At 61.8% G+C, this 23603-nt stretch carries 17 protein-coding genes; 15 read left to right on the top strand and 2 right to left on the bottom strand.

The window, feature by feature from the left end:
- The 5 genes from ACCC96_RS14115 to ACCC96_RS14095 all read left to right on the top strand — a co-directional run.
- A partial coding sequence (locus ACCC96_RS14115; RefSeq protein ID WP_413696146.1) for an Ig-like domain-containing protein occupies window positions 1-6724 on the top strand: 6724 nt, incomplete at its 5' end.
- 41 nt (window positions 6725-6765) lie between these two features.
- Window positions 6766-8283 (top strand): TolC family protein, encoded by a 1518-nt coding sequence (locus tag ACCC96_RS14110; protein WP_028939527.1) that lies wholly within the window; start codon window positions 6766-6768, stop codon window positions 8281-8283.
- Window positions 8267-8872, top strand: coding sequence for an adenylyl-sulfate kinase (cysC, locus tag ACCC96_RS14105; RefSeq protein WP_413696145.1), 606 nt, complete (start codon window positions 8267-8269; stop codon window positions 8870-8872). Before ACCC96_RS14110 ends, cysC begins: the two co-directional genes overlap by 17 nt.
- Complete coding sequence (locus ACCC96_RS14100; protein ID WP_413696144.1) at window positions 8869-9654, top strand: aspartyl/asparaginyl beta-hydroxylase domain-containing protein; 786 nt, start codon at window positions 8869-8871, stop codon at window positions 9652-9654. The genes cysC and ACCC96_RS14100 overlap by 4 nt, the downstream gene beginning before the upstream one ends.
- Window positions 9642-10586: a sulfotransferase family protein gene (locus ACCC96_RS14095; RefSeq protein WP_413696143.1), complete on the top strand. Its 945-nt coding sequence runs from the start codon at window positions 9642-9644 to the stop codon at window positions 10584-10586. The genes ACCC96_RS14100 and ACCC96_RS14095 overlap by 13 nt, the downstream gene beginning before the upstream one ends.
- A gap of 112 nt (window positions 10587-10698) precedes the next feature.
- Here ACCC96_RS14095 and ACCC96_RS14090 read toward each other — a convergent pair whose 3' ends face one another.
- Both ACCC96_RS14090 and ACCC96_RS14085 read right to left on the bottom strand, forming a co-directional pair.
- Window positions 10699-11457, bottom strand: coding sequence for a slipin family protein (locus ACCC96_RS14090; protein ID WP_019651568.1), 759 nt, complete (start codon window positions 11455-11457; stop codon window positions 10699-10701).
- A 2-nt stretch (window positions 11458-11459) separates the two neighbouring features.
- The gene (locus tag ACCC96_RS14085; RefSeq protein WP_413696142.1) at window positions 11460-11993 is read right to left on the bottom strand and encodes an NfeD family protein; all 534 of its coding nucleotides are present in this window, start codon (window positions 11991-11993) and stop codon (window positions 11460-11462) included.
- A 214-nt stretch (window positions 11994-12207) separates the two neighbouring features.
- On the opposite strand from ACCC96_RS14085, the gene ACCC96_RS14080 reads away from it, so the two are divergent.
- From ACCC96_RS14080 to pgaA, 10 genes are all read left to right on the top strand, one after another.
- The gene (locus ACCC96_RS14080) at window positions 12208-12675 is read left to right on the top strand and encodes an aminoacyl-tRNA deacylase (protein WP_007940998.1); all 468 of its coding nucleotides are present in this window, start codon (window positions 12208-12210) and stop codon (window positions 12673-12675) included.
- 120 nt (window positions 12676-12795) lie between these two features.
- Entirely contained in the window at window positions 12796-13041 is a 246-nt protein-coding gene (locus ACCC96_RS14075) for a DUF2789 domain-containing protein (protein WP_007940999.1), read from the top strand.
- 215 nt (window positions 13042-13256) lie between these two features.
- Window positions 13257-13682, top strand: a complete 426-nt coding sequence (locus ACCC96_RS14070) for a MarR family winged helix-turn-helix transcriptional regulator (RefSeq protein ID WP_258671877.1) — start codon at window positions 13257-13259, stop codon at window positions 13680-13682.
- Complete coding sequence (locus tag ACCC96_RS14065) at window positions 13679-15751, top strand: FUSC family protein (protein WP_413696141.1); 2073 nt, start codon at window positions 13679-13681, stop codon at window positions 15749-15751. The genes ACCC96_RS14070 and ACCC96_RS14065 overlap by 4 nt, the downstream gene beginning before the upstream one ends.
- Entirely contained in the window at window positions 15748-15957 is a 210-nt protein-coding gene (locus ACCC96_RS14060) for a DUF1656 domain-containing protein (protein WP_018929385.1), read from the top strand. Before ACCC96_RS14065 ends, ACCC96_RS14060 begins: the two co-directional genes overlap by 4 nt.
- Complete coding sequence (locus ACCC96_RS14055) at window positions 15954-16841, top strand: efflux RND transporter periplasmic adaptor subunit (protein WP_413696140.1); 888 nt, start codon at window positions 15954-15956, stop codon at window positions 16839-16841. Before ACCC96_RS14060 ends, ACCC96_RS14055 begins: the two co-directional genes overlap by 4 nt.
- Complete coding sequence (locus ACCC96_RS14050) at window positions 16838-18286, top strand: efflux transporter outer membrane subunit (RefSeq protein ID WP_413696139.1); 1449 nt, start codon at window positions 16838-16840, stop codon at window positions 18284-18286. Before ACCC96_RS14055 ends, ACCC96_RS14050 begins: the two co-directional genes overlap by 4 nt.
- Window positions 18287-18367: 81 nt before the next feature.
- Window positions 18368-19003: a hypothetical protein gene (locus tag ACCC96_RS14045; RefSeq protein ID WP_019651562.1), complete on the top strand. Its 636-nt coding sequence runs from the start codon at window positions 18368-18370 to the stop codon at window positions 19001-19003.
- A gap of 235 nt (window positions 19004-19238) precedes the next feature.
- Entirely contained in the window at window positions 19239-20750 is a 1512-nt protein-coding gene (locus ACCC96_RS14040; protein ID WP_026331889.1) for a YdgA family protein, read from the top strand.
- 366 nt (window positions 20751-21116) lie between these two features.
- Window positions 21117-23597, top strand: a complete 2481-nt coding sequence (pgaA, locus tag ACCC96_RS14035) for a poly-beta-1,6 N-acetyl-D-glucosamine export porin PgaA (RefSeq protein WP_413696138.1) — start codon at window positions 21117-21119, stop codon at window positions 23595-23597.
- Window positions 23598-23603: the final 6 nt, after the last annotated feature.

Genomic DNA, 23603 nt, shown 5'->3' with positions numbered 1-23603 from the left:
TCTGCGCCGAGGCGAGGGCGGCACGCAACGAGCCGACGCCCGTGTTGGCGTTGTTGGTGGCGGTCCAGGTGGCCAGGGCGGCGGGCACGGTGGTTCGGCAGGGCCGGGCACCGGCACATTGGGCGGCCAGGCGGGCAGCGCCGGTGTCGGTGGTTATGGCGGCGGTTATGACGCCACCCATATGGGCGGTCGCGGCGGTACCACCACTGGCGGTGCTGGCGGGGTGGGCGTTTCCTATTACAGCAACGGCGGTAACGGTTCGACGGCCACCAATGGCACGATTTCCATTGGCGGTGGCGGCGGCGGGGCCGGTTGGGACAAGGTAGGTGGCGCTGGCGGCAATGCGGTGGGCGGGATCTACAACGCCAGCAGCGGCACCATAACCGTCATCGGCACGTCGACCATCAGCAACAACATCGGCGCCGGTGGCGGCGGTGGCGGTGGTGGTGGCCAAGGCAGCAATGCCAGTAATGGCGGCATTGGCGGCCGGGGCGTCGGTGCGATCTGGAACAAAGGCACGCTACTGATCACGGCTGCCAACTTCGCGGCCCTGGCCGGTAATGCCGCGGCCAGTGGTGCAGGCGGTACCGCGCAGGGCGGAGGTTCAACCGGCACCTCGCCGACCTCCTTCGCGACTATCTATAACGACGGTGGCGTACTCAACACCGCGTATTCGCCACCGCCGACCGCGACCATTGTGGTCGCCGACACCACACTGAGCATCGGCGAAACGTCCTTGGTGACGATCACCTTTTCCGAGGCCGTGACCGGTTTCACCAACGCGGACCTGACTATCCCCAACGGCACCCTGAGCTCCGTCAGCAGCAGCGATGGCGGCATCACCTGGACGGCAACGTTCACCCCGTCCGCCAGTATTTCCGATACGACCAACGTCATCACCCTGGACAACACCGGCGTGATAAACGGCCTGGGCACCGCCGGCGTCGGCACCACCAACTCCAATAACTACACGGTCGACACCGTACGCCCGACCGCGACCATCGTGGTGGCGGACAATGCGCTGAAAGTCGGCGAAACCTCGCTGGTGACCATCACCTTCAATGAAGCGGTCACCGGCCTCACCAACGCCGACCTGACGATTGCCAACGGTACGCTCACGGCGGTGAGCAGCAGCGATGGCGGCATCACCTGGACGGGAACCTTCACCCCAACCGCCAGCATCACCGATACGACCAACCTGATCACTCTGGACAACACCGGAGTCAGCGACCTGGCGGGCAATGCCGGGAGCGGCACCACCGATTCGAACAACTACGCCATCGATACCGTGCGCCCGACCGCGACCCTGGTGGTGGCCGATACCAGCCTGAGCATTGGTGAAACCTCGCTAGTGACCATAACGTTCAGTGAGGCAGTCAGCGGTTTCACCAACGCGGACCTGACGATTGCCAACGGTACGCTTACGGCAGTGAGCAGCAGCGATGGCGGCATCACCTGGACCGCGACCTTCACGCCTTCGGCCAGCGTCAATGACACCACCAACCTGATCACCCTGAACAACACTGGGGTCAGCGATCTGGCGGGCAACACCGGGAGCGGCACCACCGATTCGAACAACTATGCCATTGATACGCTCCGCCCGACGGCGACCATCGTGGTGGCGGACAATGCGCTGAAAATCGGCGAAACCTCACTGGTGACGATCACCTTCAGCGAAGCGGTAACCGGGTTCACCAATGCCGACCTGACCATCGCCAACGGCACACTTACTGCGGTGAGCAGCAGTGACGGCGGCATCACCTGGACGGCGACCTTCACCCCGACCGCCAGCATCAGCGACACGACCAACCTGATCACCCTGGACAACACCGGGGTCATCGATGCTGTCGGCAATGCCGGCAGCGGCACCACCGATTCCAACAACTATGCGATCGACACCGTGCGCCCGACGGCCACTATCGTGGTCGCGGACACAGCACTGAAAATCGGCGAAACCTCGCTGGTGACCATTACGTTCAGCGAAGCGGTGAGCGGTTTCACCAATGCGGACCTGACCATCGCCAACGGTACGCTCACTGCGGTGAGCAGCAGCGACGGCGGCATCACCTGGACCGCAACCTTCACGCCTTCGGCGAGCATCAACGACACCACCAACCTGATCACCCTGGACAATACCGGGATCAGCGACCTGGCGGGCAATGCCGGCAGCGGCACCACCGATTCGAATAACTACGCCATCGACACCGTGCGCCCGACCGCCACGATTGTGCTGGCCGATACAACCCTGACCGCAGGCGAAACCTCGCTGGTGACCATTACCTTCAGCGAAGCGGTGAGCGGCTTCACCAACGCGGACCTGAGCATCGCCAACGGTACGCTCACGGCGGTGAGCAGCAGCGATGGCGGCATCACCTGGACGGCGACCTTCACGCCTTCGGCGGGCATCAACGACACCACCAACCTGATCACCCTGAACAACACCGGGGTCAGTGATCTGGCGGGCAACACCGGCAGCGGCACCACCAACTCGAACAACTACGTGATCGACACCGCCCCGCCGACCGCGACGATCGTGGTAGCCGACAACGCACTGAAAATCGGCGAAACCTCACTGGTGACCATCACCTTCGATCAGGCCGTAGCCGGTTTCACCAACGCCGACCTGACGATCGCCAACGGTACGCTCACGGCGGTGAGCAGCAGCGACGGCGGCATTACCTGGACGGCGACCTTCACCCCGACCGCCAGCATCACCGACGCGACCAACCTGATCACCCTGGACAACTCTGGCGTGCAGGCGGCCGCCAGCGGTAACGTGGGCACTGGCACGACCGACTCCAACAACTACGCCATCGACACCGTGCGCCCGACGGCTACCATCGTGGTCGCGGACTCGGCACTGAAAATCGGCGAAACCTCGCTGGTGACCATCACCTTCAGCGAAGCGGTGAGCGGTTTCACCAACGCTGACCTGACCATCGCCAACGGCACGTTGAGCGCGGTGAGCAGCAGCGACGGCGGCATCACCTGGACCGCGACCTTCACCCCGAGCGCCAGCATCAACGACACCACTAACCTGATCACCCTGGACAACACCGGGATCAGTGACCTGGCGGGCAATGCTGGCAGCGGCACCACCGATTCCAACAACTACGCCATCGACACGGTTCGTCCGACCGCCACGATTGTGCTGGCCGATACGACGCTGACTGCCGGCGAAACCTCGCTGGTGACCATTACCTTCAGCGAAGCGGTCAGCGGCTTCACCAACGCGGACCTGAGCATCGCCAACGGTACGCTCACGGCGGTGAGCAGCAGCGACGGCGGTATCACCTGGACCGCGACCTTCACCCCGACCGTCGGCGTGAATGATTCGAGCAACGTCATCACCCTGAACAATACCGGGGTCAGCGATCTGGCGGGCAACACCGGCAGCGGCACCACCAACTCAGGCAACTACACCATCGATACGGTGCTGCCAACGGCCACCATCGTGGTGGCCGACAATGCGCTGAAAATCGGTGAAACGTCGCTGGTGACCATTACCTTCAGCGAAGCGGTGAGTGGTTTCAGCAATGCCGACTTGACCATCGCCAACGGCACCTTGACCTCCGTCAGCAGCAGCGACGGCGGCATTACCTGGACGGCGACCTTCACCCCGACCACCAGCATCACCGACGCGACTAACCTGATCACCCTGGACAACACCGGCGTGCAGGCGGCCGCCTCCGGTAACGTGGGCAGCGGCACCACCGATTCGAACAACTACGCCATCGATACCGTGCGCCCGACGGCCACCATCGTGGTCGCGGACTCGGCGCTGAGAATCGGCGAAACCTCGCTGGTGACCATCACCTTCAGCGAAGCGGTGAGCGGTTTCACCAACGCCGACCTGACCATCGCCAACGGTACGCTCACGGCGGTGAGCAGCAGCGACGGCGGCATCACCTGGACGGCAACCTTCACGCCTTCGGCGAGCATCAACGACACCACTAACCTGATCACCCTGGACAACACCGGGATCAGTGACCTGGCGGGCAATGCTGGCAGCGGCACCACCGATTCCAACAACTACGCCATCGACACGGTTCGTCCGACCGCCACGATTGTGCTGGCCGATACGACGCTGACTGCCGGCGAAACCTCGCTGGTGACCATTACCTTCAGCGAAGCGGTCAGCGGCTTCACCAACGCGGACCTGAGCATCGCCAACGGTACGCTCACGGCGGTGAGCAGCAGTGACGGCGGCATCACCTGGACCGCGACCTTCACCCCGACCGTCGGCGTGAATGACTCGAGCAACGTCATCACCCTGAACAATACCGGAGTCAGCGATCTGGCGGGCAACACCGGCAGCGGCACCACCAACTCCGGCAACTACACCATCGATACGGTGCTGCCGACGGCCACCATCGTGGTGGCCGACAACGCGCTGAAAATCGGTGAAACGTCGCTGGTGACGATCACCTTCAGCGAAGCGGTGAGCGGTTTTACCAACGCCGACCTGACGATTGCCAACGGTACGCTCACTGCGGTGAGCAGCAGCGACGGCGGTATCACCTGGATCGCGACCTTCACCCCGACCAGTGCCATCACCGACACCAGCAACGTCATCACCCTGGATAACAGCGGTGTGACCAACGCCTCGGGCAACGCTGGCAGCGGCACCACCGACTCCAACAACTACGCCATCGATACCGTGCGCCCGACGGCCACCATAGTGGTCGCGGACTCGGCGCTGGCGGTGGGTCAGACATCAGTGGTGACGATCACCTTCTCCGAGGCGGTGACCGGCTTCAGCATCGCCGACCTGACGGTGAGCAACGGTACCCTGAGCAGTCTGAGCACCAGCGATAACATCACCTGGACCGCCACCCTGACGCCGGCGGCGAGCATCACCGATACGACCAACGTGATCACCCTGGACAACACCGGGGTGGCCGATGTGGCTGGCAACACCGGCAGCGGCACCACCGACTCCAACAACTACGCCATCGACAGCCAGCGTCCGACGGCCACCATCGTGTTAAGTGATTCGACCCTGAAACCGGGGGAAACCGCCGTGGTGACCATCACCTTCAGCGAAGCGGTGACGGGGTTCGACAACAGTGACTTGAGCGTCGCCAACGGTACCTTGAGCGCGGTCAGCAGCAGCGACGGCGGCATCACCTGGACCGCGACCTTCACCCCGACTGCCGGGGTTACCGATGCCAGCAACCTCATTACCCTGAGCAACAGCGGCGTCTTGGACCTGGCCGGCAACACCGGGGCGGGCACCACCAACTCGGCCAACTATGTGGTGGAAACCCAGATACCGACCGCCACTATCGTAGTCGCCGACAATGCCCTCAAGGTGGGTGAAACATCGCTGGTGACTATTACCTTCAGCGAAGCGGTGAGCGGTTTCACCAACGCTGACCTGACGGTTGCCAACGGCACCCTCAGCAATGTTTCGTCCAGCGATGGCGGTGTGACCTGGACCGCGACCTTTACGCCTGCGGCCAGTGTGACGGACACCACTAACCTGATCAGTCTGGACAACAGCGGAGTGACAAACGGGTCGGGCAACAGCGGCGTCGGCGTGACCGATTCCAACAACTACGCCATCGACACCGTGCGCCCGACCGCGACCATTGTGGTCGCGGACAATAAACTGGGGATCGGCGAGACCACCACGGTGACCTTTACCTTCAGCGAAGCGGTGTCCGGTTTCGACCTGTCCGACCTCAGCGTGGCCAATGGCGTGTTGTCCAACCTGGCCAGCAGCGACGGCGGAGTGACCTGGACCGCCACACTCACACCGACCGCAAGCATCAATGATGCGACCAACCTGATCCTGCTCGACACCGGCAATGTGCTCGACGCCGCGGGCAATGCCGGCGCCAGCATCGCCATCTCCAACAACTATGCGCTGGATGCGACCCGCCCGACCGTCAGCATCGTGGTTGCCAACCCGGTGCTGGGGATTGGTCAGACGACGCTGGTGACCTTCACGTTCAGCGAAGCGGTCAGCAACTTCGATTTGTCGGACTTGAGCGTGACCAACGGTGAACTGACCAATCTGGCCAGCAGCGACGGCGGCAAGACCTGGACCGGCACCTTCACGCCCGCCGCGAACATTACCGACCCGAGTAACTTCATTGCGCTGGACACCAGCAATGTGACGGACCTGGCAGGCAACCTGGGCGCCAGCGTCGCGGTATCCAATAACTACACGATCAACACCGTACCGACGCCCCCGCCCTTGGTGTTGACACCGGTGGTCGTCGCCGATCCGCCGAACGTGCCATTGCAACCGATCATCTTCACCCCACCCACTGGCGATCTCGGCTCGCCGCTGACCTTTGCCCCGTTGTTTGAACAACGGGTGATGGGCAATGGCATTCGGCCTCTGGGCGACATTTTCATAAACCACGGGGCGCTGACGCCGAGTTTTATTGCCCAGGTATTCACCAGCAGCGACAACGGTGGCGATGGCTCAGGCCACGGCTTCCTCGGCTTTGGCGGGGGCGATGGGGGGGTCTTCGGCAGCAGCACGCTGTCGAGCCTGTTCAATCAGGCCACCAGTAGCGAGGGGGATTCGCTGAACACCTTTGGTAATCAGTCAATCAGGTCGGGGGATGCTTCCCAAGGGCTGCGCGGCGTGTTTGGCGCACCGACTCTTGGCCAGCAATTACAACAGCTCAAAGACACCGAGCAACGGCAGGTCGACAGCCTGGCCGCGGCTTTGCAACAGGTCGGTATCAGTGAAATGCAGGCCTGAAAAAACCATTAAAGCAGTACGGCACTGGGGGCAATACAAGGATGAAAAGAAGTCATAAGTTGTTCGGCGCCAGCCTGCTGGCGCTGGCGATCAGCGGATGTGCAGTCACCAGTCAACCGATCGAACGCAGCGTCAGCCAACAGCGCGCCAAAAGCGATCTGCAAAACATGTACAAGGGGCAGGAGCCCCTCAGCGGCCCGCTGACCCTGCACCAGGCCATGGCCCGAGCGGTGAAATACAACCTCGAAGGCCGGCTCAAGATCATGGAAGAAGCCCTGGCCAAGCGCCAACTTGACCTCGCCAGTTTCGACATGCTGCCGCGCATGGCGCTGGATGCCGGTTACGTGGGGCGCAACAACGTCAACGCCTCCAGCAGCCAGAGCGTGCGCACCGGCACCCAGTCTCTGGAACCGTCGACCTCCCAGGACCGCGACCGTGACGTGGCGGACCTGACCATGGTCTGGAACGTGCTCGACTTCGGCGTCAGCTACATCAGCGCCAAGCAGCAGGGTGATCAGCGGCTGATCGTGCAGGAACGTCGGCGCAAGGTGATCAACACCATCGTCCAGGACGTGCGCTCGGCCTATTGGCGAGCCGTGGCCGCCGAGCGTTTGCTCAAGCAAATCGACAGCCTGATGGCCCGGGTCGATACCGCCCGTGAGAATAGCCAGAGCATGAGCCAACAGCGTATCGGCGATCCGATCCAGTCGTTGGCTTATCAGCGCTCGCTGATCGAAGCCACCCGGCAACTGGAAGAGCAACGCCGCGCGCTGTCGCTGGCAAAAACCGAGTTGGCAACCCTGATCAACCTGCCACTGAATACCGAGCTGACGCTGGCGACCCAGGACGATTACGTCATTCCGGAGCTCAAGGTCGACCTCGCCAGCCTGGAGCAGGAAGCCCTGACCAGTCGGCCGGAGTTGCGCGAGCAGGATTACCAGACCCGCATTAGCGCAGCCGAAACCCGCAAAGCCATGCTGCGCCTGTTACCAGGGCTGGAGTTCTCCGCTGGCGGGCATTACGACAGCAACTCGTTTTTGGTGGAACAGAGCTGGGCGGATTACGGGGTGAAAGTCACCTGGAACCTGTTCAATGTGATTTCCGCACCCGCCGCGATCGACGTCGCCAAGGCCGGCGAAGAAGTCGCCACGGCACGTCGTCAGGCGATGTCCATCGCAGTGTTGGCCCAGCTCTACGTGGCCAACGCCAACTACCGCGAAGCACTGCGGCAGTTCCAGACCAATCAGCAGTTGTCGAACATCGACGGGCAAATCATCGGCCAGCTGCGCAACCGCTATCAGGCGGCCGGGCTGGGTGAACTGGATCTGATCCAGGGCGAGCTGAACACGTTGCAGGCCGATCTGCGTCGCGACCTGTCCTACGCTGACCTGCGCAACGCTTACGGGCAAATTTTCGCCAGCGCCGGTCTCGATCCGCTGCCGGACGAGGTGCAATCTACCGAAGTCCAGTCCATCGCCACTGCACTGGCCAATCGCGAAGAGGCGTGGGCGGCGGGCAACATCTCAGTACCGCCGGTGGCCCATGCCCCGGTCCACTAACCTGCTGGCGCCGACGGCGAGCATCAGCCGCGCCCAACGGGAGGCCCGCAACGGCCATCGCGGCACGGCGATTCTGCTGACCGGTTTACCGGCCGCGGGCAAGTCGACATTGGCCCAGGCACTGCACGCCGAGCTGTTCGAACATGGCGTGCAGAGTGTGGTGCTCGATGGCGATGGACTGCGGGTCGGGCTCAATCGCGATCTGGGGTTCACCGACAGTGATCGCCTGGAAAACATCCGCCGCGCCAGCGAAGTGGCGGCGCTGTTGGTCGAGAATGGGCAGATTGTCATCCTCGCGATGATCGCGCCCTTGGTGGAGTTGCGCGAACTGTTTGCCCGACGGCTGGGCGAGGATTACCGCGAAGTCTGGTGCAGCGCCTCTTTGACGGTGTGTGAACAGCGTGATCCCAAAGGTCACTACGCCCGGGCTCGACGGGGTGAGTTGGCGGGGTTCACTGGTGTCTCCGCGCCTTACGAGCCACCGCCGTGTGCGTCGCTGGTGCTCGATACGGGCGCGCAATCGGTCGAGGCCTGTCTTGACCGTTTGCTGACCTGGCTCGGCGAATGCGCGGTGCTGCCGAAACGATGAGCCGGCCGGCATTCTCCCGATTGCCGGTGACGGTGGATTTGCCGTTGCTGTTGCAGGCGCTGGCGGCGATTGACGAGGACGACTGGCACGGTCATTTCAACAGCGCTTATTACACTGGCGACTGGAGCGGCGTGGCGCTGATATCCGCGGCCGATGCCTTGACCGAGCTGGCACCCGGTCGCGGTGAACCTCGATTGCGCGAACCCTGGCGACAGGATGGTCGATGGCAGCAAGGGCTGCGGGATCTGCCGCTGGAGATTGTCTGCGCGCGCCTGTTGCGACTCGGCCCGGGCGGGCGTATCCACGAGCATCGCGACTATGACCTGGGCGAACCGGATGCGGACTTGCGTCTGCACATCCCGCTGCTCAGCCCACCTCAAGTGGACTTCATGCTGGACGGCCAGCGCATGCCGATGGCCGCCGGCGAGTGCTGGTACCTCGACCTGGCGCGACCTCATCGCGTGGACAATCGCGATACCCAGACACGAATTCATCTGGTGCTCGATTGCCGGCCCGGTGCCTGGCTGGAGCAGGCGATTATCGATGGGGTGGCAACCACGCCCTCGCCGCTAATCGGTGATCAAGCTTTAGAGCAATTCAAGGCACTGCTGGCCAGCGATCCGCAGCTGTGCAAGACCTTGCAGGGATTGCGGGACAATGAAGCCTTTGTCGCCCGCACTCTGGAGCTGGCCGCCGAGCATGGCCTTGTGTTCACCCGCGAAGAATTGCGTGCGGCGATGCGCGATGGTCGCCGCCAGTGGACTGAACAATGGAGCGCCTGAACCTCGAAGGCTGGTTGCCGATTCGCGTGTGGCAAGAGGCTGGGCAATGGCAAGTCGATTGGTGCTGGTTCGGTGACACGCGGCTGCATCAGCCGTTTTTTCGTGACGCCGTGGAGGATGCGCTGCGGTTGCCGTTCAATCAGGCGTTTCGTCGAAAAACGGCATTGTCGACCCTCACGGACTGGCAGGTTTGCAGCCCCGGTCTGACGCCGAGCGCCTTTATCTTTCACGCCTCCCGCTGTGGCTCGACCCTGGTCAGCCAGATGCTGGCGCGACTCGACAACCACATTGTCATCAGCGAACCCCCGCCACTGGACGCGTTGCTACGCAGCGATTTGCCTGCTGTCGAGCGCCGTGCGGCGATCAAAGGGTTACTGTCGGCCTACGGGCAATGTCGACGTGGCGTGGAGCAACGGTTGGTGATCAAACTCGACGCCTGGAACATCGGTGAACTGCCGTTACTGCGCGAGTGCTTCCCTGAAACACCGTGGCTGTTTCTTTATCGCGATCCGCTGGAAATTGCTGTCTCGCATCTGCGTCGTCCGGGCGTGCACATGGTGCCGGGGATGATCGGTACCAGTGTGCTGGATGACGAATTTCCATTCAGCGGCCGTGAGGATTACATCGCTCGGCGGTTGGGGCGGTTGCTGGCGTCGGGGTTGGCGCAATGCCAGGCATTTGGCGGCTGGGCGGTGAATTACAGCGAACTGCCGCAGGCGATGGCGGGGCGGTTGGCGGCGTTCTTTGCGTTGGACATCGAGCAGCGCCGGCAGGTGTTTGCGGCAGTGGGGCAACATGCCAAGCAGCCGTCGCAGGTGTTTGTCGGCGACGGCGATGACAAGCGTCGCGAAGCCTCGGCGTTGCTTCGTGAACGGGTGGGACGCTGGGCGCGGGAACCGTATGAGGGGTTGGAACAATTGCGCAAAATATAATCTTTTTGTGGCGAGAGAGCTTGCTCCCACTCGGCTGCGTAGAAGTCGCAGATGTTGGGGCCGCTTCGCGACCCAGCGGGAGCAAGCTCCCTCGCCACAGGTTATCGGTGTATCAGGATTTTGATGACAAATCCGCCATCCCCTTGAGCAATTCGATCGGCAGCGGGAAGACGATGGTCGAACTCTTGTCACCGGCAATCGAACTCAGCGTCTGCATGTAGCGCAACTGCATGGCCCCCGGCTGACGCCCGAGCATTTCGGCAGCCTGCATGAGTTTTTCCGAGGCCTGCAATTCGCCTTCGGCATGGATTACCTTGGCCCGGCGTTCCCGTTCGGCTTCGGCCTGTTTGGCGATGGCGCGAATCATCGATTCGTTGAGGTCCACGTGCTTGATCTCGACGGTGGCCACCTTGATGCCCCAGGCATCGGTCTGGGCATCGAGCACTTGCTGGATGTCGACGTTCAGCCGTTCCCGTTCGGCCAGCAATTCATCGAGTTCATGTTTACCGAGCACCGCCCGCAACGTGGTCTGGGCCAGTTGGCTGGTGGCCATGAGAAAGTCCTCGACCTGAATGATCGCCCGTTGCGGGTCGAGCACGCGGAAATACAGCACCGCATTGACCTTGACCGAGACGTTGTCGCGGGTGATCACGTCTTGCGGCGGTATGTCGAGCACCACGGTCCGCAGGTCGACACGGACCATTTGTTGAACCGCCGGAATCAGCAGGATCAGACCCGGGCCCTTGACCTGCCAGAAGCGTCCGAGCTGGAACACCACGCCGCGTTCATATTCGCGCAGAATGCGGAAAGTCGACCCCGCCAGTGCAATCAGCAATAACAGCAGCGCGGCAAAACCCAATTGCAGACCCATGACTATTCTCCACCCGGTGCCGCGTCAGTCGCGGCCACTTGCAGCAGTAGACCCTTGCGTGCCACCACCCGGACCTGTTGTCCCGGTTTCAGCGGTGTGGCACTCATGACTTGCCATTGTTCGCCTTGCAGGTGCACCCAGCCGACATAAGCATTGCCAGCCTGCAACGACGTTATCGGCGTCACGCTGCCCAGTAATTCGGCGTCGCCGCTGAAGTTGCGGCGCGGTCGGGTTTTCAAGGCGCGAATCAGCAGGAAAATCAGCAGCAGTGCGCTGATCAGCCCCAGGACGATGATCAAGGGAACAGGCACTTCGGCATCGGTCAGAATCAGTGCGCCGATCACGAATATCACAATGCCGCCAAAACCGACCACGCCGAAATTGGGCAATGCCGCCTCGGCGATCATAAACGCGATGCCAAAGGTGATCAGCCAGATCCCGATGGGGTCGGGAACCAGCACTACAACGGTGTCCGCTGCGAAAACCGGTCCGCTCAGGGCCAGCAGCAGCGCAATTACACAGCAACGAATGTTCACTTGACCCTCCGGGAGAGTCATCCGTCCGCGAGCCGTTCGTGGCTCTGTGTACAAGTCTAGTTGAGCCTGTGGTTGTATGAATTTTGACCAGTTGTTGACCGCCTCCGACGGGCGGATTTCCCGCCGGATCCCACCAGCGGGCCTAGACTTTTAATGGAGAGAAAAAATTCTAACCATCGTCCGCCATTCGTTGTTGCGGACACCGAGGTGCATCATGCGTATGGCAAAAACCGTGCAGACCAGCCTGGACAAGGCGCACTGCGAATATGACATCGTTTCCCATCCGCACTCGGCCAGCAGCCTTGAAACGGCGCGGCTTGCAGGCATTCCTGCCGAACGGGTGGCCAAATCGGTGATCCTCGACGATCGCCACGGGCATTACTTGATGGCCGTACTGCCCGCCAGCCGTCACCTGGACCTGAGCAAAGTCCGTGGCAGCAGCGAATGGCAAGTCACCCGGGAAAGCAACCTGCCGCACCTGTTCGACGATTGCGAACGTGGCGCCGTGCCTGCATTGGGCGAATCCTATGGAATGGACATGGTCATTGACCCGATGCTGACCCGGCAGAAAGACATCTACCTCGAAGCCGGCAACCACAACAACCTGGTACACATGAGCGTACCGGAATATCTGAAAATGGTGCCGCATGCCGAGGTCTGCGAGTTGAGTCTGTCGGCGTAACCGCCGTCATCGCGGGCAAGCCCACCTCCACAGGAATTGCAAAAAACCTGTGGGAGCGGGCGTGCCCGCGAATGGCCGCGTCGCGGTCACCCTCATTCAGCCATCACGAAGGAGCCCGACATGGAATCCCCCACCCACAGCCTCCCGGCCCTGTTCAAACAACTCGGCCTGCCTGACGACGCCGAAAGCATTGATAAATTCATCGCCACCCATTCACCGCTCAAACCCGAACTGCACCTGGCGGACGCGTTCTTCTGGAGCGAGAGCCAGGCAGAGTTACTGCGTGAGGAAATTCTGGATGACGCGGATTGGGCGGAGGTGGTGGATCAGTTGGATGTAATGCTGAGGAAGGGGCGGGGGGTGTAAAAAAATCTGGAGAAAAATGGCGAAATGTAAAAAAAACTGGTGAGTGGTAAAAAAAACTGGGCAGAAACTGAGTTTGTTAGCTTTTTCCGCGTCTGGCCGTTGCTCGCCAATTTGTTTCAAAACTTGACCAACTTTCCCCTCGAATGCCATATTGATAGTTAGCAAACTAACAGTGTGTGCATTCCCTCGTGCCAAAGAACCTCGCCGCTCTCCAGATGAACATCAGCAGCTCCATGGTGGTGGCCGCCAGGCATTGGCGGAAGATCTGCCAGACCACGCTGGTCAACTATGGGATCTCCGAAGCCTGCGCCGCCCCGCTATTGATGATCGGGCGCTTGGGCGAGGGTGTGCGGCAGGTGACGGTTGCGCAGGCGGCGGGGATGGAGAGCCCGTCTCTGGTGCGGCTGCTGGATCAGCTGTGTCATGCCGGTTACGTCTGCCGTACCGAAGACGCTCATGACCGGCGCGCCAAATGCCTGAGCCTGACCGCCACCGGTCGCGAGTTGGTGCAGGCGGTCGAAGCCGAGTTGGTGCGTTTGCGCCAGGAGGTGCTCGAAGGCATCGACCAGAGTGATCTGGAAGCGGCGCTACGGGTACTCAAAGCCTTCGAAGCGGCCAATCATTCGGTGGCCCAGCCTTGAGCGGATTTTTCACCGGCGTGCCCCCGGCGCGGGACTGGTTCTACGGTGTGCGCACGTTCGCGGCCTCGATGATTGCGCTGTACATCGCCATGCTCATGCAAATGCCTCGTCCGTATTGGGCGATGGCTACGGTGTACATCGTTTCCAGTCCGTTCCTCGGCCCTACCAGTTCCAAGGCGTTGTACCGCGCGGCCGGCACTTTGCTCGGTGCAGCAGCGGCGGTTTTTTTCGTGCCGATGTTCGTCCAGAGCCCTTATGTGCTGGTGGTGGTCATCGCGCTGTGGACCGGGATTTTGCTGTTCCTGTCCCTGCATCTGCGCACTGCCAACAACTACGCCTTGATGCTCGCCGGTTACACCTTGCCGCTGATCGCCTTGCCGGTAGTGAATAATCCGTTGACGGTGTGGGACGTGGCCGAGGCGCGGACCGAAGAAATCTTCCTCGGCATCGCTGTTGCGGCGGTGGTTGGCGCCATGTTCTGGCCACGGCGGCTGGCGCCGGTGTTCAACGACTCGGTGAACAAATGGTTTGCCGATGCTTCGACCTACAGCCTGCGCTTCCTCAGCCGCAACGTGCAGCCGGACGAAGTCAGCGCCTTGCGTTCATCGATGGTGGCGAACTTCAACAGCCTGGAATTGATGATCGGTCAATTGCCCCACGAGGGCGCGCGGGCGCAAACGGTGCGCAACACCAAGGAACTGCGCGGTCGGATGATTCATCTGTTGCCGGTGGTCGACGCCCTCGACGATGCGCTTTATGCCCTCGAGCGGCGCACGCCGGAGCTTGTGGATAAGTTCGCGCCACTGCTGACCGCCACCAGCGAATGGCTTGACCACAAAGACGCTGATCTCGACCGTTGGCAGGCCCTGAAAAACCGGCTCGAAGCGCTGCAACCAAGTGCCGAGGCGCTGGACGATCGCAAGCAGTTGCTGTTTTCCAACGCGCTGTATCGCCTCGGCGAGTGGGTCGACCTGTGGCAAGACTGTCGCAGTCTGCAATACGCCATTCAGTGCGAGAGTCAGGACAACTGGCGCGCGGTGTATCGGCACTGGCGGCTGGGGCGACTGTCACCATTTCTCGACCGTGGCTTGATGCTCTATTCGGCGGCTTCTACGGTCACCGCGATCATCGTCGCCTCGGTGCTGTGGATTCTGCTCGGCTGGACCGACGGCGGCAGCGCGGTGATCCTGGCGGCGGTGGCGTGCAGTTTCTTTGCGTCGATGGACGACCCGGCGCCGCAGATCTACCGGTTCTTTTTCTGGACCGCGATGTCGGTGCTGTTCGCCGGCCTTTATCTGTTTCTGATCCTGCCGAACCTGCATGACTTCCCGATGCTGGTGCTGGCGTTCGCCATCCCGTTCATCTGCGTCGGCACCTTGACGGTGCAGCCGCGTTTTTATCTGGGGATGTTGCTGACCATCGTCAACACCTCGTCCTTCATCAGCATTCAGGGCGCCTACGACGCGGATTTTCTCAGTTTCACCAACTCCAACCTGGCCGGGCCCATGGGTTTGCTGTTCGCGTTCATCTGGACCCTGATCGCCCGGCCATTCGGTGCGGAACTGGCGGCCAAGCGCCTGACCCGTTTCAGCTGGCGCGACATCGTCGGCCTGACCGAACCGGCCACGCTGGCCGAACACCGGCACATGGGCGTGCAGATGCTCGATCGCCTGATGCAGCATTTGCCGCGACTGGCCATGACCGGCCAGGACACCGGCATCGCCCTGCGCGAAGTGCGCGTGGCCCTGAATCTGCTGGACCTGCTCGCCTATTCGCCGCGAGTGCCGGGTGCGCCGCAAGCGCTGCTGCGCCAGGTGGTGGCTGAAGTCGGCGAGTACTTCAAGGCCTGCCTCAAGGCGGGCGAACGCCTGCCGGCGCCGAGTCCGTTGCTGATGACCCTCGATCGCACCCGCCGCGCCCTCGGCGGCCAAGGTGATGACGAAACCCGTCTGCATTTGCTGCACGCCTTGAGCGGCCTGCGTCTGGCGCTGTTGCCGGGCGTCGAGTTTGTCGGCACGGGCGAACTCGAGGAACCGCTTCCCCATGGCATCGATGGAGCGCCTTTATGATCGGTGATCTGGATATCAGCGGGGTGTTCCTGCCTACGCTGCTGGTGCTGATGGGCATTACCTACGTGTTGTTCCTGTTGGTGCACGGGGTGCTGACGCGCCTGCACTTTTACCGTCTGGTCTGGCACCGGGCATTGTTCAACGTGGCTCTCTACGCTGTGCTGCTCGGCGCTGTGGATTCACTCAGTCGATACCTGATGACATGAAAAAACCTTTATTGACCCTCGGCCGTGTGGTCCTGACGTTGTTGATCGTGACCTTCGCGATTGTCGTGGTCTGGCGCATGGTCATGTATTACATGTTCGCGCCCTGGACCCGGGACGGGCATATCCGTGCCGACATTGTGCAGATCGCTCCGGACGTCTCCGGGCTGATCCAGCAAGTGGAGGTGCGCGACAACCAGTGGGTGAAACGCGGCCAGGTGCTGTTCAGCATCGATCAGGACCGCTTCAAGCTGGCCTTGCGCCAAGCCAAAGCGACCGTCACCGACCGTCAGGAAACCTTGGCCCAGGCCCAGCGCGAGGCCAAGCGTAACCGTGGCTTGGGCAATCTGGTCCCGGCCGAGCAACTGGAAGAAAGCCAGTCCCGGGTGGCGCGCGCCGAAGTGGCGTTGATGGAAGCGCAAGTAACGGTGGACAGCGCCCAGCTCAACCTCGACCGCTCAGTGATCCGCAGCCCGGTGGATGGCTACGTCAACGACCGGGCGCCACGCTCCCAGGAGTTCGTCAGCGCCGGGCGGCCAGTGTTGTCGGTGGTGGACAGTAACTCCTTCCATATCGACGGTTATTTCGAAGAAACCAAACTGGACGGCATTCATGTCGGCCAGAGCGTTGATATTCGGGTGATCGGCGACCGTGCGCGCCTGCGCGGGCATGTCGAAAGCATCGTCGCCGGCATCGAAGACCGTGACCGCAGCAGCGGCAGCAACCTGTTGCCCAACGTCAACCCGGCGTTCAGTTGGGTGCGGCTGGCCCAGCGGATTCCGGTGCGAATCGCTTTCGATGAGGTGCCGGAAGATTTCCGCATGATTGCCGGGCGTACGGCCACCGTGTCGATCATCGACGATCAAATCGGGGGGCCGGCGAAATGAGCAGGGCCTCGGGTTTGGCGGTTGCCGGATTGGGCTTGTTGCTGTCGGCCTGTCAGGTAGTGGGGCCGGATTATCACTTGCCGGACGAGGCCGCCGTACACCGTGAAGACTTTCAGGGCGACCTGGCGGTAAACGGCAAACATGTCGTCTCGGCACCGGTGCCCGCCGATTGGTGGCGGTTGTATCAGGATCCGCGTCTGGACCAATTGGTGCAGCAGGCCATGGCCTCCAACACCGATTTGCGGGTGGCGGCGGCGAATCTTTCGCGGGCTCGCGCTCAGGTCGACGAAGCGCAGGCGGCGGGTGGTTGGAGCGGCGGCGTGAAGGTCGGCGCCCAGCGTTTGCAGGAGTCCGGCGAAGCGTTCTTGATACCGGAAAAAGTGCCCGTGGCCAACGTTGGCGATATCGGCATCACGACCTCGTATCAGTTCGACTTGTTCGGCACCTTGCAGCGCGGCATCGAAGCGGCCAAGGCCAATGCCGATGCGACCCAGGCGGCAGCGGATACAGCGCGCATTACCCTGGTGGCCGATGTGGTGCGGGCTTACACCCAGGTTTGCGCGGCCAACGAAGAGCGGGAGATCGCGCAGCATTCCCTCGACCTGCAAGCCCAGAGCACCACCCTGACCCAGCGCTTGCGCGATGCCGGACGCGGCGATGAAACCCAGGTCACTCGCTCGCAAACCCAATTCAAATCCTTGCGCGCCGAATTACCGCGTTATGAAGCCGCACGTCAGGCCGGGTTGTTCCGTTTGTCGATGCTGCTGGCCAAACCAGTCGAGCAATTGCCGGCCGGAACCGCCACCTGTGCGGAGCTGCCGAAAATTGTCCAATTGTTGCCGGTGGGTGACGGCGCCGCGCTGCTCAAACGCCGGCCAGACGTGCGCCAGGCAGAGCGCAAGTTGGCGGCGGCAACCGCCGGCATCGGCATTGCCACCGGTGAGTTGTACCCGGACATCAGCATCGGTGCGACCGTTGGTACGGTCGGGATTCTGGAAAACCTCGGCAAACCGTCGACCAATCGCTGGGGGTTTGGTCCGTTGCTGACCTGGACCGTACCGTCCAACGGCTCCCGCGCGCGCATCCGTGAGGCCGAGTTCGCAACCCAAGGCGCGCTGGCGCATTTCGATGGCGTGGTGCTCAACGCCATCCGCGAGACTCAGACCGGCCTGGCGCAATATTCCGCGCAACTTCAGCGTCGCGATGCGTTGGCGGACGCCGAACAGTCGGCGCAATTGGCGGCAGACCAGACCCACCGCTTCTTCCAGGCCGGTCGCGCGTCGTTCCTGGCGGACTTGCAAGCCACCCGCACCTACACCGATGCACGGGCGCAACTGGCCTCGGCCAACACCCAGGTCGCCATGAGCCAGATCGATTTGTTCCTCGCCTTGGGCGGCGGCTGGGAAAGCGGACGAACGCAAGGCTCACAACCCGGCAAACCCTGAGGCCGTTGCTATGCTTTGATTTGATGGGGTCGCGCGGCGAACCCGTCGATCAAGGCTTGCGTTGGTCATGGGGATCTAATAATGAAAAACCCTTACGCTCCCGGCTTCTGGTGCGCCATTGCGGCATTGGTTTTGCTGTCGGCCACCTATTTCTATGGCGTCATGCTGGCCCACCAGATCGACAAGGCGCTGATCTTCCTCGACAGCGCGGCGGCACTGATCGCCGTGATGGCCATCGTGGTGGTCGCCTGGGCTTCGCTCCAGAACCAGCGCATCAAGAAACGACAACTCGAACAAGGCAAAACCCTGGTACTGATCTGGGACACCAAGGTGGCGTTGCGTCGGGTAGAAACGGTGTTCGACCGATATTTCTGGGGCAGTTACTGGCAACCGGGGCGCACGTTTCAGGAAGTCATGGGCGAACTTACCGGCACGCCGCTGGAAAAAAGCCTCGAAACCTTGAAGAAGCAATGCCAGGCGCTGGACAAGCAAGTGGCCGACGAGGGCTGGCACTGGCTCAACAATGCCCGAGAACTGTCCGATGTCGCCAACGCCATGGCCCGCGAACGCTATCAACTGGATTTCTGTGACCCACGCGCGGAAGTGACTGGCGGGGCGGTGATCAATCGGGATTTTGAAGTGCTGGTGTATACGTGGACCGCGCGGCTAAAAAGTTTTGATCATCAGCTTGATGAGATCGAGGTTCAGTATTCGTAAGGTTGTATTGGCAGGGCTGCTCGCGAAGGCGATTGAACGATCGCCGAAACTCTCCCCTGCCAGTTGTCCACAGGCAGCCGCAGCCCATGGACACTCTTTCACCTTTAATCATTGGGCCGCCCTGCGGCGCAAATGCTAATCTCCTCGCCACTTTCAGCGCAGTCGTGACCGCGACCCGTTATGGGTTCAGGGAAGACGACCAGACTTTCAACAATGGACATTGATCGGGTACTTCATGAATAAATCAGCAGGCGTGCTTCTAGGAATTGTCGTGGCCATCGGTGCAATCAGCGCGGGCGGCGCCTGGTACACCGGCAGCAAACTCGATGGGGTGCTGAACAGCTCGATCGCCGACGCCAACAAAGAACTGCAAGCCGCGCTGGCAGGCTCCAACGGAACGGCGTCGCTGGAACTGGTGTCGCTGGAACGTCATGTGTTCAGCAGCACCGCGCACTACCGCCTCAAGGGCGAGGGCGAGATGTTTGGTGAAGCGCCGATGGAGATGCTGTTCGTCGACCGCATCGAACACGGCCCGCTGCCGTTCTCGCGCCTGGTATCGTTCAAGTGGTTGCCAGTCCTGGCCACCAGTCACTACGAGCTGGAAAAAACCCCGCTGACCGAAAAGTGGTTCGCCGCTGCCAAGGACAAATCCCCGGTCAAGGGTGTGGTCAACATCGGCTACGACAACTCCACCAAGGGCTCGCTCGAATTCCTGCCGCTGGAAGCGGCACTGGATGACAAGTCCAACCTGACGTTCTCCGGGTTGAAACTCGACGTGGCCGCCAGCGCCCAGGCGCAAAAGGTCAAGGCCGACGGTTACATGGACAGCCTGAAGCTGACCACTGTGGCTGAAGACCAGACGCCGGTGCAGGTCGAGCTCAACGGCTTGACCCTGGCCAGCAACCTGAACAAAAGCACCTACGGCTATTACGTCGGTGACAACACCCTCGAGCTGACAAACAGCAAAACCACCTTTGGCCCCAAGCAATCGGTACTCGGTTTCAAGAACTTTGAAATGAAGAACCAGACCGGGGAATCAGGCACCAACGCTTCGGGGCGTGCCGATTACAAGGTCGGTGAAGTGTCCTTGAACGGCAAGGTTATCGGCTCTGCGCAGATGGCCATGAGCCTGAAAAACCTCGACATCCCGTCGACGATGTCGCTGATGCAGATCTACCAGACCAAACTGCAACCGTACGAGCGGGCCGCCGCCGAAGCCACTGCCGCCGGTCTGCCGGCGCCGCAGCTGAACCTGACCCCGGCCGAAGAGGCACAGGTCAAGACCGGTCTGGAGAAACTGCTGGCCGCAGGTCCCCAGGTGGCCCTGGAAAACCTGTCGTTCAACACCAGCAACGGCGAAAGCCGCGCCAACCTGGTGCTGGACCTGACCAAACCGCAATCCATGGACCTGCCGCCGGACCAATTGGTCAAGCAGTTGATCGCGTTGCTGGAACTCAACGTACTGGTGTCCAAGCCAATGCTCATTGATTTGCTCACCGTGCAGTCGCAAATCGACGGTCAGACCGATGCCAAGCTCATCGCCGATCAGGCGAGCGCAACCGCCGACATGTTCAGCAGCATGGCGGTCGGTACGCAACTGGCAAAACTGGACGGTAATAACGTCGTCACCAAGTTGCATTACGCCAACAATCAGGTGGACTTCAACGGCCAGAAAATGACCCTCGAAGAGTTTGTCGGTTTTGTGATGAGTAAGCTCGGCGGCACTGGCGACGTCACCATCCAGTAAAACCGCAGGCTTCAGCGCAACGCCCGGCCTCTGCAACACGCAGACGCCGGGCGTTTTGCTGTCTGGGGTTTCTGTGGCGAGGGGGCTTGCCCCCGTTGGGCCGCGAAGCAGCCCCAAAATCTCTGATGCACCAAAAATTTTGTGAGTGCTACGCATTCAAACGGGGCGGTGCGGCGTTCCGACAAGCCCCCTCGCCACAGGTTTCGCACTCTCACGAATCTGAAGAAATATTGTGTCTTGAATTATTGACTACGCTTGCATGCAAGACTGCTTCGATAAAGCTTGGCCGGGTCTTTCGATCCGGCTTTCCGTTACGAGTGGGCAAGGGGCATTGCGACCCGGCTGGCCATGTAAGGATGCTGACGAATGCCGCGTATTGCTGGTCCCTTTATTCACCGTGGGCTGCGCCCCTTGTTTCGCGTTGCGCTGTGCGGCCAATTGTTGTGGCCGGTGCTGGCGCTCGCCGATACCCCTTACGATCAAATGGTTCGCGATGCGCGGGCCGGCAACTACACGCCTGCGCTGACGGTGTTGCGCCAGGTGCCGGTAAGCCAGGCCTCCACTGGCCAGATCAGCGATCACTTGCAGATCGCCAGTTGGGCCGGTCTGGATGCCGAAGTGGTACAGGTCTATGAAACCCAGGGACGAGATCGGGCGTTGCCGGTCCAGGCCCTGACTGCCACCGCGCGGGCCTATCGCAACCTCAAGCGTTGGGACTCGGCGACCCAGGTGTACAACAAGGCCCTGGCCCTTGAACCGCAAAATGCCGACCTGCAGCTGGGCCTGGCGATGACCCAGGCCGACGCCGGTAAACCTGACGAGGCGGTTGCCCGCGCCAGGGCGCTGGTGGCGGCGAAACCGGATGATCCTGGCCGCCGTCTGGCTTTGGCCTACGCCTTGACTCGCGCCGGTGCCACTTACGATGCGTTGTTTGAATACGACCAGGCCTTCACCCGCGCCGGCAGCAAACCCGAAGTCGCTCGGGAATACGTGATTGCCCTGCAACGCGCTCGTTTGCCGGAGCCGGCCTTGCGCCTGGCGCGTCAGCGGCCGGGGTTGATTGATCCGGTCACGCAACGCCGTCTCGAAGGTGACCTGGCCGCCGAACGCGTGCGCCTGGCCGAACTCGCCACCCGCAGCGAAAAAGAACGTTATGTGATCGCCGATCGGGCCCTGGCCGATTACGACCAGTTACTGGCGACCTGGACGCCGGACCCTGCGGCCCACGATGACGTCATCCGCTGGCGAATCGACCGCATGGGCGCCCTCAAGGCCCGAGCGCGCACCGCTGATGTGATCACCGAATACCAGAAGCTGCTCGCCGAAGTCGTGAAGATTCCGACCTATGCCCTGCGTTGGGTGGCGTCGTCCTATCTGGATCAGCGTCAGCCGGAAATCGCCACCGATTTGTATCGCCAGGTGCTGGTAGCGCCGGATGCCGATGTCGGCGACCGCCTGGAAGACAGCACCGCGCTCTATTACGCCCTGCTCGAAAGCGACAAGGCCGATGACGCGCGCAAGGTCGCCGAAGACGTGGCCAAGACCCAGAAACCGCGAATCGAGCTCAAGGGCTTGCCGGTGGGCAACCCCAACGATGAATGGATGGACGCGCAGCAACTCGCCGCCCAGGCCGGCACCTACGGCGCCGATCTGCCGTCGGGCGAGCAGCGTTTACAGACGTTGGTGGATCAGGCGCCGGGCAACATCGGCCTGCGCCTGGCCCAGGCCGATCTGTACCTGGCCCGGGACTGGCCACGACGCGCCGAGAATCAGCTCAAGGAAACCGAGAGCATGGCCCCGCGGGATATCGGGCTGGAAGTCGCTCAGGGCCACACTGCCATGGATCTGCAGGAATGGCGGCAGATGGATGCGCTGACCGACGATGTGGTCGCACGTTTTCCGGACAACCGTCAGGTGCAGCGTTTGCAGCGTCAGCGTGCGGTCCATGACATGGCCGAGCTGCGAGTGCAGGCCTACGGCGGCAAGAGTTATGGCGGCGGCAACGGCGACGTCGGGGCGGTCAACGGCAGCCGTGATTTCGGCATCGAAACCACGCTGTACAGCCCGCCCATAGATGAAGACTGGCGCCTGTTCGCCGGCGCCGGTTACGCCACCGGCGATTTCCAGGAAGGCACCGGCCACCATCGCTTCCAGCGCGTCGGGCTCGAACGGCGGACCCGCGACATGTCCCTGGAGGCGGAAGTCTCCAACCATTCCTACGGTTTCGGCGATAAACAGGGCGCGCGCCTGGCGATTGCCCGAGACATCGACGATCACTGGCAGTACGGCGGCAGCCTCGAATACCTGTCGGCACAAACGCCGTTGCGAGCATTGAACAGCGACATCACGGCCAACGGCGGCAGCGGTTTTATCCGCTGGCGCGCCAATGAAAGCCGTGAGTGGAGACTGGCGGTCAGCCCCTCGCACTTCAGCGACGGCAACAACCGTGTCGAAGCCGTGCTCACCGGTCGCGAGGGCCTTTACCGTGCGCCGGGGTTGCAAGTCGACCTCGGTCTGGAAGTCGGCAGCAGCCATAACTCCAAGTCCGACGACGTGCCGTACTTCAACCCCAAAGCCGACTTCAGCGTGCTGCCGACGGTGAACGTCAATCACGTGCTCTACCACCGCTACGAAACCTCCTGGAGCCAGCAGTTCCAGGCCGGTGCGGGCACCTACAGCCAGCGCGATCACGGCACCGGCGGTATCGCCCTGCTGGGTTACGGCCAGCGCTACAGCTGGAACGACGTGTTCGAGGTGGGCGGCCTGCTGAGCGTGATCAACCGGCCATTTGACGGTGACCGGGAAACCGATCTGCGCCTGCTCGTCGACCTTACTTACCGCTTCTAGAAGAGT

The sequence above is a fragment of the Pseudomonas sp. Pseusp11 genome (genome assembly GCF_047304405.1).
Taxonomy (GTDB): domain Bacteria; phylum Pseudomonadota; class Gammaproteobacteria; order Pseudomonadales; family Pseudomonadaceae; genus Aquipseudomonas.
This window is presented reverse-complemented; position numbering and strand designations above follow the sequence as displayed.

Coding starts and splice junctions, on each gene's coding strand:
- ACCC96_RS14075 (WP_007940999.1), top strand. CDS start 12,796: ATGGAATCCCCCACCCACAGCCTCCCGGCCCTGTTCAAACAACTCGGC.
- ACCC96_RS14090 (WP_019651568.1), bottom strand. CDS start 11,457: ATGGGTCTGCAATTGGGTTTTGCCGCGCTGCTGTTATTGCTGATTGCA.
- ACCC96_RS14040 (WP_026331889.1), top strand. CDS start 19,239: ATGAATAAATCAGCAGGCGTGCTTCTAGGAATTGTCGTGGCCATCGGT.
- ACCC96_RS14055 (WP_413696140.1), top strand. CDS start 15,954: ATGAAAAAACCTTTATTGACCCTCGGCCGTGTGGTCCTGACGTTGTTG.
- ACCC96_RS14070 (WP_258671877.1), top strand. CDS start 13,257: ATGAACATCAGCAGCTCCATGGTGGTGGCCGCCAGGCATTGGCGGAAG.
- ACCC96_RS14060 (WP_018929385.1), top strand. CDS start 15,748: ATGATCGGTGATCTGGATATCAGCGGGGTGTTCCTGCCTACGCTGCTG.
- ACCC96_RS14100 (WP_413696144.1), top strand. CDS start 8,869: ATGAGCCGGCCGGCATTCTCCCGATTGCCGGTGACGGTGGATTTGCCG.
- ACCC96_RS14095 (WP_413696143.1), top strand. CDS start 9,642: ATGGAGCGCCTGAACCTCGAAGGCTGGTTGCCGATTCGCGTGTGGCAA.
- ACCC96_RS14050 (WP_413696139.1), top strand. CDS start 16,838: ATGAGCAGGGCCTCGGGTTTGGCGGTTGCCGGATTGGGCTTGTTGCTG.
- ACCC96_RS14110 (WP_028939527.1), top strand. CDS start 6,766: ATGAAAAGAAGTCATAAGTTGTTCGGCGCCAGCCTGCTGGCGCTGGCG.
- ACCC96_RS14045 (WP_019651562.1), top strand. CDS start 18,368: ATGAAAAACCCTTACGCTCCCGGCTTCTGGTGCGCCATTGCGGCATTG.
- cysC (WP_413696145.1), top strand. CDS start 8,267: ATGCCCCGGTCCACTAACCTGCTGGCGCCGACGGCGAGCATCAGCCGC.
- pgaA (WP_413696138.1), top strand. CDS start 21,117: ATGCCGCGTATTGCTGGTCCCTTTATTCACCGTGGGCTGCGCCCCTTG.
- ACCC96_RS14080 (WP_007940998.1), top strand. CDS start 12,208: ATGCGTATGGCAAAAACCGTGCAGACCAGCCTGGACAAGGCGCACTGC.